Genomic DNA, 12,128 nt, shown 5'->3' with positions numbered 1-12,128 from the left:
CCCCCACCCCCCCGCGCTGGTTCGTCTTGTTCTCCCGCCCCCCGCCCCCCGCCCCCGCCCCCCCCCCCCCCCCCCCCCCCCCCCGGCCCCCGCCCCCCCCCCCCCCCCCCCCCCCGGCCAGCGTCTCGGCCGCGCGCCTGAGACCGTCCTGATTGGACGACGCCAGCCCTGCCGATTGCAGCATCTCGGCGGCCAGCGCCAGCGTCACATCCTCCAGTCGCTTGTCGCGGAGCCTCCCGGTGAGGAAATCGACGGCGTTGCGCACCTCGACCGCGTTGCCGGCCGCCGACGCCAGCGGCTCGTTCATGCCGGTGACCAGCGCCGAGGCCTTCAGGCCGGCGCCGTTGGCGATCTCGACCAGGCTGTTGGCAAGTGCTGTCGCGTCGCGCGACTTCTCCATGAAGGCGCCATTGCCGACCTTGACGTCGAGCACCAGCGACTGCAGGCCGGCCGCCAGTTTCTTCGACAGGATAGAGGCAGTGATCAGCGGCACCGATTCCACCGTTCCGGTCACATCGCGGATCGCATAGAGGCGACGGTCGGCGGGCGCGAGATCGGCGGTCTGGCCGATGATGGCACAGCCGGTCTCGAGCACGGTCTTGCGGAAGCGCGCGATATCCGGCTGGCTGATATAGCCTGGGATGGCATCCATTTTGTCCAGCGTGCCGCCGGTATGCCCGAGGCCCCTGCCGGAGATCATCGGCACATAGGCGCCGCAAGCGGCGACGATCGGCGCCAGCATTAGCGAGACATTGTCGCCGACGCCGCCGGTCGAATGTTTGTCGGTGACCGGACCCGGCAGGTCCGACCAGTCGAGCACATCGCCGGAATCGCGCATGGCGAGCGTCAGCGCCACCGCCTCGTCGCGGTTCATGCCGTTGAAGAACACCGCCATGGCAAAGGCGCCGACCTGGCCGTCCGAGACGCTGCCCGAAGTTACGCCCGCGACGAAGGCCGAAATCTCCTGCGGGGACAGTTTCTGGCCGTCGCGCTTGCGGCGGATGATTTCCTGCGGAAGCATCAGGCAGCGCCCTTCGGCTCCGGCAACCCATCCTGGAACACATGCGCAAGGATCGTCGCCAGCCGCGCGCCGCCGATCGGCGCCATGTCCTTGGTCTCCTGGTGCGACAGTTCCGCCCCGGTCATCCCGGCGGCGAGATTGGTGATCACCGAACAGGCGGCTACGCGAAGCCCAAGGAAGCGGGCGAGAATGACCTCCGGCACGGTCGACATCCCTACCGCATTGGCGCCCATGACGCGGGCCATGCGGATTTCAGCAGGGGTTTCGAAACACGGACCGGAAAACCACATATAGACGCCCTTGTGCAGCGCCGTCCCTGTCGCCTTCGCCGCCCGTTCGATCGCCGCGCGCAAGCCGGCATCATAGGCTTCGGTCAGGCCGACGAAGCGGCGGTCGCTCGGCTCGCCGATCAGCGGGTTGGAGCCGGAGAAATTGATGTGATCGGTGATCAGCATCACCGATCCAGGCAGCATGTCGGGATCGACCGAGCCGGCGGCATTGGTAAGGATCAGCTTGGTGATGCCGATGCCGGCAAGCACCTCCAGCGCCGGCCGCATCGCCGCAGCAACGCCGTGCTCGTAATAATGGGCGCGGCCGGACAGCATCAGCACCGGCGTGCCGGCGAAAAGCCCCGCGACCACCTCGCCGGCATGGCCAGTCACCCCGCTGCGGGGGAAACCCGGCAGGTCGGCATAAGAGATGCGCACGGCATTTTCGACCTGGTCGACAAGCCCGCCAAGGCCCGACCCCAGCACCATCGCCGTTGTCGGCGCCAACCCGTCCAGCCTTTCAACGAGGTGGTCCAGAGCTTCCTTCATATCAGCCAACTCTCACTTCAAAATGTCGCCACGAAACCCGTAGGGCAGCATGTCGCCCATGGTCACGGTCTCGACCACGCCGGTGTTGTCGCAAAGATAGAGCTTTGTGTCCGGCCGGCAGAATTCCGCCAGCCTTTGCCGGCAGCCGCCACAGGGCGAGCATTTGGCCATGCGCGAGGCAATGACGGCGACCTCGACGATCTTGCCGCCGCCGCCCATGATGTAATGGCCGAGCGCCGTGGTCTCGGCGCACCAGCCTTCCGGATAGGACGCGACCTCGATGTTGGCGCCGGTGAAGACACGGCCGTCTTCGGTGCGCAACGCCGCACCCACCGGAAACTTCGAATAGGGCGCGTAGGCCTTGGCCATGGCCTCCTGCGCGGCTTCGAACAGATCATGCGACATCTAGACGTTCTCTCCGACGATCGTGGTCAAAACCCGGCGCTTTGCGTTTTCCTGGCGCCTTTCGAGCACCAGCCGCATGTTCGACACAGTGCTCCTGGGCGCGCCCGGATCAACGTTCCTTGACATAAGGCACGCCGCCGGCGCGCGGCGGGATCGCCTTGCCGATGAAGCCGGCAAGCAGGATCACGGTCAGCACATAGGGCAGCGCCTGCATGAACTGCACCGGCACCTTGCCGATCAACGGCAATGGCGAACCCTGCAGGCGGATCGCCGCCGCGTCGAGGAAGCCGAACAGAAGACAGGCGAACATGGCGTTCACCGGTCGCCATTTGGCAAAGATCAGCGCCGCCAGCGCAATGTAGCCCTTGCCGGCGGTCATATCCTTCACGAAGCCGCCATTCTGCACCATCGACAGGTAGGCGCCGGCGATGCCGGTGAGGATACCGGTGCAGATCAGCGCCCGGTAGCGCAGCCAGGCGACCGAGATGCCGGCGGTGTCGACGGCGGCCGGGTTCTCGCCGACGGCGCGCAGCCTGAGGCCAAAGCGGGTGCGAAACAGCACCCACCAGGTGAACGGCACCATGGCGAAAGCGAGATAGACCAGGATCGAATGGCCGGACAAAAGCTCGGAATAGATCGGCCCTATAATCGGCACGTCGTGGATGGCGGCAGCACCTGGCAGAGTGATGGCCTCGAAGCGCTCGCCCGGCTGCAGCGCCGGCGTTCGCCCGCCTTGCTGGAACCAGGCCTGGCCCAGAATGATGGTCGAGCCGGCGGCGACGAAGTTGATGGCCACACCGGAGACGATCTGGTTGCCGCGATGGGTGATCGAGGCGAAGCCGTGCACCAAGGCAAAGGCGACCGACATCACGATCGCCATGCCGAGACCGAGGAAGGCCGAATGGAAGACCGAAGCGGCGGCCGCACCTGCAAAGGCGCCGACCAGCATCTTGCCTTCCAGCCCGATGTCGAAAACGCCTGCGCGTTCCGAATAGAGGCCGGCAAGGCAAGCGAGCAGCAACGGCACCGACAGGCGTATGGTCGAGTCCAGGATCTGCACGATGGCGATGAAGACGTCCATCTCAGGCGCCCTTCCCTTTGACCGCTTCGATGCCGACCGACCTTGGACTGAACGAGGCGAACAGCGCCTGGACGTAGGGCCGGAACATGTGCTCCAGCGCACCGGCAAACAGGATGACCAGGCCTTGGATGATGACGATCATGTCGCGGGAAATCGCCGGCATTTCGAAGGCGAGTTCGGCGCCACCCTGGTAGAGCATGCCGAACAGGATCGCCGCCAGCACGATGCCGACCGGATGCAGACGGCCCATCAGCGCCACGGCAATGCCGACGAAGCCGGCGCCGGAGACGAAATCGATCGCCACATTGTGCTGGTCGCCCATCACCGGGTTGAGTGTCATCATGCCGGCCAGCGCGCCCGAAATCATCATCGCGATGATGATGATGCGGGTCTCCGAAATGCCGGCATAGCGCGCCGCTTTCGGGCTGTGGCCATAGGTGCGCATCTCGTAGCCGAGCTTGGTGCGCCAGATCAGCAGCCAGACCAGGAATGCCATGAGCAGCGCCAGCAGGAAGCAGATGTTGAACGGCGCCGAGCGGATCTTGGCGCCGAACAGTTCGATGATCCAGTTGAGTTTGGGCAGTTCGGCGCCGGCGAGGAAGTTGCGCGTCTGCGGCGCCTGCGACGCTGCCGGCTTCAACGGCCCGACCAGGAGGTAGACCATGATCGAGGCCGCGATGAAGTTGAACATGATGGTGGTGATGACGATGTGCGACCCGCGCTTGGCCTGCAGATAGGCCGGGATCAGCGCCCACAGCGCACCGACGGCGGCTCCGGCGACGATCGCCAGCGCAAAGGTCAGCCACCACGGCAGCACAGTGTCGAAGGCGAGGCAGACCACGCCCACGCCAAGGCCGGCAATATAGGCCTGGCCCTCGGTCCCGATGTTGAACAGGCCGCAATGCGCGGCCACCGCCACAGACAGGCCGGTGAAGATGAAGGTGGTGGCATAGAACAGCGTGAAGGCAATGCCGGTTCCCTTGCCGAAAGCGCCCTCGACCAGGATGACGGCGGCACGAAGCGGGTTTTCGCCGACCAGCATGACGACGAAACCGGCAACGATGAAGGCCACGGACAGATTGATCAGCGGGATCAGCCCATAATCGGCCCAGGCCGGCAGTTTGGCGTAAGGCGTGCTCACTCTGCCGCCTCCTGGCGATCGATGCCTGCCATCAGCAGGCCAAGCTCGCCCTCGGTCGCCTCAGGGCCACGTTCGCCGACGATGCGCCCGGCAAACATCACCAGGATGCGGTCGGACAGCGAACGGATCTCGTCGAGCTCGACCGACACCACCAGCACCGCCTTGCCCTGGTCGCGCATGGCAATCAGCCGCTTGTGGATGAATTCTATGGCGCCGACATCGACGCCGCGCGTCGGCTGGCCGACGATCAGAACACCGGGGTCCTGCTCCATTTCCCGCGCCAGCACGATCTTCTGCTGGTTGCCGCCGGAGAAATTCGCCGTCTTCAGACGCGGATTGCCGGGCCGGATGTCATATTTCTCGATGTTGTCCTTGGCATCAGCCATGATGGCGTCGATGTTGAGGAACGGCCCTTTCAGGTAGCGCGGGTCGTCATGGTAGCCGAGGATCGAATTCTCGTTCTCCTCGAAGGCCAGCACCAGGCCGACATGATGGCGGTCCTCCGGCACATGGGCGAGCCCACGGTCGCGCAACTCGCCGGGATCGGCGGCCCCGGTCAGGTCGATCGGCTTGCCATCGAGCATCACCGAGCCGGAAACCGCGCGCCTGATGCCGGAAATCGCCTCGAGCAGTTCGGACTGGCCGTTGCCGGCGACACCGGCAATGCCGACGATCTCGCCGGCGCGGATATCGAAGGAGATGTCGTCGACCATGGTGACGCCGCGCTGGTCTTTCACCGTCAGGTTCTTGACTGCGAGCTTGACCGCGCCGGCCTCCGTCTCGCCCTTTTCGACCCGCAGCAGCACGCGCCGCCCGACCATCAGTTCGGCCAGTTCGCCGACTGTCGTCTTGCTGGTCTCGCGCGTCGCCACCATCGTGCCCTGGCGCATGACCGAGACATTGTCGGTGATGGCCATGATCTCGCGCAGCTTGTGGGTGATCAGCACCACCGTTTTGCCCTGGTCCTTCAATTGCCTGAGGATGCGAAACAGATGGTCGGCCTCGGCCGGCGTCAACACGCCCGTCGGCTCGTCGAGAATCAGGATCTCGGCGCCGCGATAAAGCGCCTTCAGGATTTCGACACGCTGCTGCAGGCCGACCGGCAATTCCTCGATGATGGCGTCGGGATCGACTTCCAGCCCGTATTCGCGCTCGAGCCGCTCCAGTTCGGAGCGCGCCTTGGCGATGCTCTTTTTCAACAGCGCATCGCTTTCGGCGCCGAGGATGATGTTTTCCAGCACGGTGAAATTGTCGACCAGCATGAAGTGCTGGTGCACCATGCCGATGCCGAGCGCGATGGCGTCGTTGGAGGTCTTGATCGACGCCGGCTTGCCGCCGACACGGATCTCGCCGCTGTCGGCCTGATAGAAGCCGTAGAGGATCGACATCAGCGTCGACTTGCCGGCGCCGTTCTCGCCGACGATGCCGTGGATGGTGCCGCGTGCGATCTCCAGATTGATGTCGCGATTGGCGTGAACGGCGCCAAAACTCTTGTTGATGCCGATCAGTTCGATTGCGGCTTGCGCCATGCAGCCTGTCCCACTCTTATTTTTTTATCGCTTGGTCAAAACGCCTAGCATGATGCCCCACCCGTGCCAATTGGCGGCGCAGTGGCCACTCTCGACAAATCCCGGTGCGCTTGTCAATTTCGAACGTGGCCGCAGACCTTCACATTCACTAATATGCAAGGGTCAACAGTCGCATCATCATGCTGCAACTGCGTGCACCAAGACCTAGGGAGTTTCGAATGATCATGCCTGTCGACCGGCTGACGACGCTGGAAATCCGCGCCGCTGAACAGGAAAAGACCATCGAGGAACTGTCGGGCCAGATCGCCGAACAGTGGACGGCGATCGAACGCATGCAGCGCAAGCTCGATGCGCTGACCGGGCGCTTCATGGCGCTGGAGGAACAATCGGCACCCGACGTGCCGATAACCAAACCGCCGCACTGGTAGCAAGGAGAAGCCGATGGCCAGTGAAAGCGATCGCGTTGCGCGGGCGGGCGATTATGTGCTTGGCCTGATGAACGATCGCGACCGCGAGCGTGCCGAGCGCGACCTGGAGATCGATCCCGCCTTCCGCGACACGGTGATACGGCTGGCCGAGCGCATGCATGTCTTCGACCGCACGGGGCGGCCCTCGGGCGACGGCGATCGCTGGCGGCTGATCTCGCAACGCATCGCCGAACTGCCGCAGATGCGTGTGGTCGGCCAGGGCGAAGCGAAGCCGGTGATCAGCAGGCTGGAGCGGAAGCCCTATGGCGTCGGCGTGCATTCGCTCGGTGGCCGACGCGGCGCCGTCATCGCCATCGCGCTGATCATGGTATTCGCGCTGGGTTATCTCGTCGGACAGCTATAGGCCGAGTTCGCGCGACATCAGCAGCATCGGGTAGCCGTCCTGCTCAAACGACTCGACCACTGCCCAACCGAGCCCGGCATAGAAGTCTCGCGCCACCCAGGTATAGAGGTAGGTCCTCTCCACACCGATCGCGGTTGCATGCGCTTCGATGGCTGCAACCAGCGCGCGGCCGATCCCTTTGCCGCGGTGGTCGCTATCGACGACCAATCCCGCCAGCCAAGGCGTCAGTTCATGCGCGGGTTCAAGTTCGTGGCGAACCAGCAGGCAGGTCCCGACCGGGACGTCCCTTATCCGCGCCACAAGCGCCGCCTCGAAGCCATCTCCGTTGAGCAACTCGCGAAGCCCGGCGACGTCCTCATTCAGCGTTCTTGCGCTGCCCTCGAAAAAGGCGGCGATGCGCAGTCGCGCCACTGCATCAACATCGCGTTCGGTCATCGGTCCGATGGTCGGCTTCACTCTCGCCTCTCAAGTTGCGGCCCCCGTCAAACCCAAAAACAAAACCGCCGGACTCTCGCCCGGCGGTTTCAACTCTAATGGATACAGATCAATACGGGCAGGCGTTGTCGGCGGTGTAGTCGTGCACCTGGATCGTGCCGGCGATGATGTCGGCCTTGGCCTTTTCGACGGCAGCCTTCATTTCGTCGGTGACCAGCGCCTTGTTGTTGTCGTCCATGGCGTAGTCGACGCCGCCCTCCTTGAGGCCGAGATTTTGCAGGCCGCCTTTGAAGGTGCCGTTCTTGCCGTCCATGAAGGCGGTGTAGACGGCCACGTCGACGCGCTTCAGCATCGAGGTCAGCACCTTGCCGGGCTGCAGGCCGTTCTGGTTGGAATCGACGCCGATGCCGAGCTTGCCGGCATCCGCCGCCGCCTGCAGCACGCCGACGCCGGTGCCGCCGGCCGCGGCATAGACGACGTCGGAGCCCTGGTCGATTTGCGTCTTGGCAATTTCGCCGCCCTTGGCCGGATCGTTCCACGCCGCGGGCGTGTCACCGGTCATGTTCTGGATGACATCGGTCGCACCGGCCGCCTTGGCGCCGCCGACATAGCCGCATTCGAACTTGCGGATCAGCGGAATGTCCATGCCGCCGATGAAGGAGACCTTCTTGGACTTCGAGGCCATCGCCGCCAGGATGCCGACAAGATAGGAGCCTTCGTTTTCCTTGAACACAAGCGAACGGACATTGGGCATATCGACGGCATCGTCGATGATGGCGAAGTTGAGATCGGGATATTCCTTCGCGACCACCTTCAGCGCATCCTCCCAGGCAAAGCCGGCCATGACGATCGGGTTGCGGCCGTCCTCGGCGAAGCGGCGCAGCGCCTGCTCGCGTTGCGAGGCGTTCGACACTTCGAACTCGACATAGGCGGTGCCGGTCTCGGTCTTGAACTTTTCGGCGCCGTGATAGGCAGCCTCGTTGAAGGATTTGTCGAACTTGCCGCCGAGATCGTAGAGGATGGCCGGCTGGACATCCGCGGCGAAAGCCGGAAGAACCATTGCGGTTGCGGCCAGGAGGCCGAGAACGATACGTTTCATGTGATCCACACCCTGTCGGTTATTTTTTTCCGTTACGCGCCGCCCGTCTGCCCGGTTCTCCGGCAGGCATGCGGCATCAGCCAGGAGTGTACTCCCCTCCCGCTCAAGGCAATCTGGCACGGCCCGAAACAAAATTCACGCGGAATTTTGACCTTTTGGAAAAGCATGCCCCCCGTTGGAAAAACATGCCCAATGCGGTGACAGCTGTGGACGATTGCCGCGTTCTCGTCGCAAGTCCGCTGGGACACCCCATCAGCCCGGCGCGAATTCTCCGCCGCGCCGCCGGCGCCGGTAGCCGACCGCATAGAGGATGAAGGCAAGCACCGCGAACACGGCAAACCCCGGCTGGGCAAGCACCCAGGCGATGCCGCCATCCCATATCATCGGATTGACCTTGGCGCGCACGAAGGTCTCGAAGGCCGCGCGGGTGTCGGGCGAAACCGCCAGCCAGCTCGAATTCAGCGGCGTCATGACCAATGTGGAAGCCGCCACCGAGCGCGTCGCGTCGAGCACGGCCATGATGACGGCGACCGAGAGTGCGATCATGGCCGCGAGGCGAAACAAAAAACGCAACATCGAAATCTTCCCCGGTCCTCAAGTTCCTCCCGAGGACCTTCCGGTCAAGGCGAGGAATAGAATGCGCACGCCCGGCGTGCAATCACCATACACGAATTTGAAGCCTATCGCCCGCCTATATGGCCACCTTTCGGCTCCGCCGATGGACGAGCCAGATGCCGAGGACGCCGCCGCCAATGGCCCCGACCACCAGCCCGGCAAGGCCGATGAACACCGCGAAGTAGCCGCAGCCGCCTTCGAAACAGCTGATGTCGGTGGCTTCGGCGATCCCCGCGCCGAGCGCGAAGCCGGCGACGGCGCCGACGACGGCGCCGAGGGTGATGCCGGCCAGCGCGGCGACGATCGAACTAAAGGCTGACGGTGCCTGCGCTTCCGGCCTTGCATAAAAGGCCTTGGCCTCGTCGCCGCGGCGCAGCAGGTAAATGCAAAACAGGCCGATGACGATTTCGGTGGCGGCGATCGCAAGCTCCTTGGCGGAGACGGTGAAATCGGGCACGGTCAGCGCATAGACCTGCTCGGCCAGCCGCCAGGCGATGGTGGTGATCTGCCAGATGGTGAAATGACGCGGAAAGCGCGCGGAACGGCTTAAGGCGAGGCCGAGCAGATAAAGCCCCCACACGATGGTGACGATGTCGAAGGCCAGTCCGCCAAGCACGAAATAGAAGACCCTGTCCGGCAGGCCGGAACTCTCGAACAGCCACCGCGCCGAGACCAGCCAGTAGACCGACCATGCCATGACGAAGAGGAGCCAGACCACGGGCACGAAGGACAGCCCGCTGTCCGGAGGCCCTGCGGGCGTCAGCCCGCCTGGCATGCCTCCGGCCGGCGTTCCGCTGGCCGGCTGTTCATTGCTCAATGTCATGTCTGGACGTTGCCCCCGCAAAGCCTCCGCCGCACTCGACAGGTGGCGAGGGGCGAAGTCAAGCGCGGCCGGCCCTGCCGCCTTGCCCGTGCACACCATTCAGAACCGAAGCGCCTTAGAAGCGGAGCCGTTCAAAGCCCCGCGAAACGATGCATGGCCGGCAAAGCGAATAGACTGCCGTTATGGCTTGGCATTCGGCGCCGGATCGACTAGATGAGCCCCGCGCCTGTTTGATTGACGGGCGCCGGGAAGGGCATCCGCTGGTTGGCGGTGTCCATCAAGCGGGTCTTCCCGCAAATCCCAAAGGGATGCATCTCCCCAACCCGCGTGGCAAAACCGGCCGGGCGCGAATGCAAGGACGGAGAGGTGGCCGAGTGGTTGAAGGCGCACGCCTGGAAAGTGTGTTTACGGGAGACCGTAACGCGGGTTCGAATCCCGCTCTCTCCGCCATTATCAAGCCATTGAAACCGCTGCGATTTCCCTTCCCAGCGGGTGCGGCTGACTTTACTTCACATGCTCGCCCTGGGTTGTCCCGGATTATCTGACGCCTGATCGTCTGTTGCGCCCGCTCATCGCGATAGCGTTGTTCTCGTCCGCCTATATGGCCGAGGTCGTGAGAGCCGGCCTTCAGGCGATCCCGAAGGGCCAGTACGAAGCGGCCAAGGCGCTCGGGATCGGCTACTTCGACATGATGCGCCTGATCGTCCTCCCTCAGGCGTTGACGATCGTCATACCGAGCATCGTCTCGACCTTCATCGGTCTGTTCAAAGACACGACTCTGGTCGCCATCGTCGGCATCGCGGATTTCCTGAAGGCCGTCGAAACGGCGCGCGTCGATCCGAACTGGGCAGGCCCGACGATCTCATCAACCGGCTACCTCTTTGCGGGGCTGGTCTACTGGAGCTTTTGCTTCGGCATGTCGCGTTACTCGCAATCTGTGGAGCGCCAATTGGCGCGTGGCCACAAATCCTAGGAGGCGCTGATGATGCCGCAAGCAATGCCCGCGGCAAGGTGACTATCAAATGGCTTGTGCAGACACGCCCGCATCGGCGCATGGGCAGCGACATATCGCGGGAATAGATTTCGACCAGATCCACGACCGTCGGCAGTTCGGATCCGTCAAATGGGCCAACCAGTGGGACGAGTTCTCTCCCCAGGTCGAGGGCCAGGACCTGCTGTCGCTGTGGACGGCGGATATGGACTTCCGCGCTCCGGAAACCGTCATCGCGCGACTGCGCGAGGCTGCGGAGCATGGCATTTACGGCTACACACGCCGCGATCCGCGCCACTATGAGATCGTGCAATCGTGGTTCGCGCACCGGCACAACTGGTCGCCGAAACTGGAGACCTTGCTTCCCGCGCCGGCGATCATGCCGTCGGTGGCTGCGATACTGCGAACCTTCACCAAGCCCGGTGACGGCGTCATTGTGCAGTCGCCCGTGTACTCGCCCTATTTCGAAGTTGTTCAGGGAAACGGGCGGGTTCTGCTTACGAACCGGCTGAGGCTGCAGAACAACAGATATGAACTCGATCTGGATGATTTCGAGAAACTGGCGGCCGGCGGTGCCAAGGCATTCCTGCTGTGCAATCCTCACAACCCTGCCGGAATGGCCTGGACACGCGAAGAATTGGCGGCGCTCAACGACATCTGCGAGCGCCATGGCATCCTGGTCATATCCGACGACATTCACTGCGACATAAGGTTGTCGGATCGTCCCCACATCGTCTTCTCCTCCATCTCGGAAGATGCTGCGGAGAAATCGTTCATCTGCACCGCTCCAACGAAGACTTTCAATCTTGCCGGGGTTCCTTCGGCAATCATTTCGGTAGCCAGCAAAAAGCGCCGCGAGGCGCTTCTTGCCGCAATGCAGGCGTCATTCATGGTGAATGCGAACTTTTTCGGCCGCCTGGCTTTGGAGGTTGCTTACAGCAGCGGCGCGCCGTGGCTCGACCAACTCACGCGCTACATCGCCGGCAACATCGATCTGGTTTGCGAGTTCGCCGGTGAACACCTTCCAGGCATCACGCCCATGCGGCCCGACGCATCGTTTCTGGTGTGGTTGGACGCGTGCGCGCTCGATCGCCGAGTGGGTGGGATTCAGAAGTTCTTTGTCGATTGGGCCGGGGTTAATCTCTACGACGGCCGCGTCTATGGGCGTGGCGGCGAAGGCTTCATCCGCCTGAATGTCGGCTGCCCGCGTCCTCTGCTGCGCCAAGGGCTGGAGCGCATGTCCAGCGCGCTGGCATCCCTGTGATCGAGCCCCAGGGTGCTTCGGATGCGAGCCTGGTACTTGATGCCGGCAGCCGGTAAGGAAACGTCCGAGGGCCGA

General features: G+C 63.6%; 13 protein-coding genes, 1 tRNA gene and 1 pseudogene. 5 read left to right on the top strand and 10 right to left on the bottom strand.

Annotated elements, in window-relative coordinates; genetic code table 11:
• The 6 genes from NKJ76_RS30025 to NKJ76_RS30000 form a co-directional block, all read right to left on the bottom strand.
• The coding region (locus tag NKJ76_RS30025) for a thymidine phosphorylase (RefSeq protein ID WP_352539062.1) at positions 1 to 1,021 on the bottom strand (1,021 nt) is incomplete at its 3' end.
• Positions 1,021 to 1,839, bottom strand: a complete 819-nt coding sequence (locus NKJ76_RS30020) for a purine-nucleoside phosphorylase (protein ID WP_023686468.1) — start codon at positions 1,837 to 1,839, stop codon at positions 1,021 to 1,023. The genes NKJ76_RS30020 and NKJ76_RS30025, both read right to left, overlap by 1 nt.
• 12 nt (positions 1,840 to 1,851) lie before the next feature.
• A complete protein-coding gene (cdd, locus tag NKJ76_RS30015) occupies positions 1,852 to 2,244 on the bottom strand; it encodes a cytidine deaminase (protein ID WP_023714063.1) in 393 nt (130 codons plus the stop codon).
• 109 nt (positions 2,245 to 2,353) lie between these two features.
• A complete protein-coding gene (locus NKJ76_RS30010) occupies positions 2,354 to 3,325 on the bottom strand; it encodes an ABC transporter permease (protein ID WP_023671125.1) in 972 nt (323 codons plus the stop codon).
• A 1-nt stretch (position 3,326) separates the two neighbouring features.
• Positions 3,327 to 4,466 carry an ABC transporter permease gene (locus NKJ76_RS30005; RefSeq protein ID WP_352539061.1) on the bottom strand — a complete coding sequence of 380 codons (1,140 nt, stop codon included), beginning with the start codon at positions 4,464 to 4,466 and terminating at the stop codon, positions 3,327 to 3,329.
• Entirely contained in the window at positions 4,463 to 5,995 is a 1,533-nt protein-coding gene (locus NKJ76_RS30000) for an ABC transporter ATP-binding protein (protein ID WP_352539060.1), read from the bottom strand. The genes NKJ76_RS30005 and NKJ76_RS30000 overlap by 4 nt, the downstream gene beginning before the upstream one ends.
• A gap of 221 nt (positions 5,996 to 6,216) precedes the next feature.
• Here NKJ76_RS30000 and NKJ76_RS29995 point away from each other — a divergent pair, with 221 nt between their 5' ends.
• The gene (locus NKJ76_RS29995; RefSeq protein ID WP_196813821.1) at positions 6,217 to 6,423 is read left to right on the top strand and encodes a SlyX family protein; all 207 of its coding nucleotides are present in this window, start codon (positions 6,217 to 6,219) and stop codon (positions 6,421 to 6,423) included.
• A 13-nt stretch (positions 6,424 to 6,436) separates the two neighbouring features.
• Positions 6,437 to 6,826, top strand: coding sequence for a hypothetical protein (locus NKJ76_RS29990; protein ID WP_352539059.1), 390 nt, complete (start codon positions 6,437 to 6,439; stop codon positions 6,824 to 6,826).
• On the opposite strand, the gene NKJ76_RS29985 is transcribed toward NKJ76_RS29990, so the two are convergent.
• From NKJ76_RS29985 to NKJ76_RS29970, 4 genes are all read right to left on the bottom strand, one after another.
• Positions 6,821 to 7,282, bottom strand: a complete 462-nt coding sequence (locus tag NKJ76_RS29985; RefSeq protein WP_023704058.1) for a GNAT family N-acetyltransferase — start codon at positions 7,280 to 7,282, stop codon at positions 6,821 to 6,823. The two genes, NKJ76_RS29990 and NKJ76_RS29985, sit on opposite strands and share 6 nt — an antisense overlap.
• 88 nt (positions 7,283 to 7,370) lie before the next feature.
• Positions 7,371 to 8,360, bottom strand: a complete 990-nt coding sequence (locus NKJ76_RS29980) for a BMP family lipoprotein (RefSeq protein WP_023683177.1) — start codon at positions 8,358 to 8,360, stop codon at positions 7,371 to 7,373.
• Between the two features lie 252 nt (positions 8,361 to 8,612).
• Entirely contained in the window at positions 8,613 to 8,936 is a 324-nt protein-coding gene (locus tag NKJ76_RS29975) for a hypothetical protein (protein ID WP_023733526.1), read from the bottom strand.
• Between the two features lie 115 nt (positions 8,937 to 9,051).
• Positions 9,052 to 9,798 carry a hypothetical protein gene (locus NKJ76_RS29970; protein ID WP_352539058.1) on the bottom strand — a complete coding sequence of 249 codons (747 nt, stop codon included), beginning with the start codon at positions 9,796 to 9,798 and terminating at the stop codon, positions 9,052 to 9,054.
• 360 nt (positions 9,799 to 10,158) lie between these two features.
• Between NKJ76_RS29970 and NKJ76_RS29965 the strand changes: the two genes are divergently transcribed.
• The 3 genes and pseudogenes from NKJ76_RS29965 to NKJ76_RS29955 all read left to right on the top strand — a co-directional run bounded on the left by NKJ76_RS29965 (position 10,159) and on the right by NKJ76_RS29955 (position 12,053).
• Positions 10,159 to 10,248: transfer RNA gene (locus NKJ76_RS29965), tRNA-Ser, on the top strand.
• A gap of 91 nt (positions 10,249 to 10,339) precedes the next feature.
• Positions 10,340 to 10,771: pseudogene (locus tag NKJ76_RS29960) on the top strand (amino acid ABC transporter permease); the annotation flags it as partial.
• 49 nt (positions 10,772 to 10,820) lie between these two features.
• Positions 10,821 to 12,053, top strand: a complete 1,233-nt coding sequence (locus tag NKJ76_RS29955) for a MalY/PatB family protein (RefSeq protein ID WP_352539057.1) — start codon at positions 10,821 to 10,823, stop codon at positions 12,051 to 12,053.
• Positions 12,054 to 12,128: the final 75 nt, after the last annotated feature.

Origin of the sequence: Mesorhizobium sp. M0029, assembly GCF_040323735.1 — a bacterium.
GTDB lineage: Bacteria > Pseudomonadota > Alphaproteobacteria > Rhizobiales > Rhizobiaceae > Mesorhizobium.
The sequence above is the reverse complement of the archived record's forward strand: the minus strand, read 5'-3'. Positions and strand labels throughout refer to the sequence as shown.

Bases quoted from the DNA above. Each gene is read 5' to 3' on its own strand.
- NKJ76_RS30010 (WP_023671125.1), bottom strand. From the start codon at position 3,325: ATGGACGTCTTCATCGCCATCGTGCAGATCCTGGACTCGACCATACGC.
- cdd (WP_023714063.1), bottom strand. From the start codon at position 2,244: ATGTCGCATGATCTGTTCGAAGCCGCGCAGGAGGCCATGGCCAAGGCC.
- NKJ76_RS30000 (WP_352539060.1), bottom strand. From the start codon at position 5,995: ATGGCGCAAGCCGCAATCGAACTGATCGGCATCAACAAGAGTTTTGGC.
- NKJ76_RS29975 (WP_023733526.1), bottom strand. From the start codon at position 8,936: ATGTTGCGTTTTTTGTTTCGCCTCGCGGCCATGATCGCACTCTCGGTC.
- NKJ76_RS29990 (WP_352539059.1), top strand. From the start codon at position 6,437: ATGGCCAGTGAAAGCGATCGCGTTGCGCGGGCGGGCGATTATGTGCTT.
- NKJ76_RS29980 (WP_023683177.1), bottom strand. From the start codon at position 8,360: ATGAAACGTATCGTTCTCGGCCTCCTGGCCGCAACCGCAATGGTTCTT.
- NKJ76_RS29970 (WP_352539058.1), bottom strand. From the start codon at position 9,798: ATGACATTGAGCAATGAACAGCCGGCCAGCGGAACGCCGGCCGGAGGC.
- NKJ76_RS30020 (WP_023686468.1), bottom strand. From the start codon at position 1,839: ATGAAGGAAGCTCTGGACCACCTCGTTGAAAGGCTGGACGGGTTGGCG.
- NKJ76_RS29955 (WP_352539057.1), top strand. From the start codon at position 10,821: ATGGCTTGTGCAGACACGCCCGCATCGGCGCATGGGCAGCGACATATC.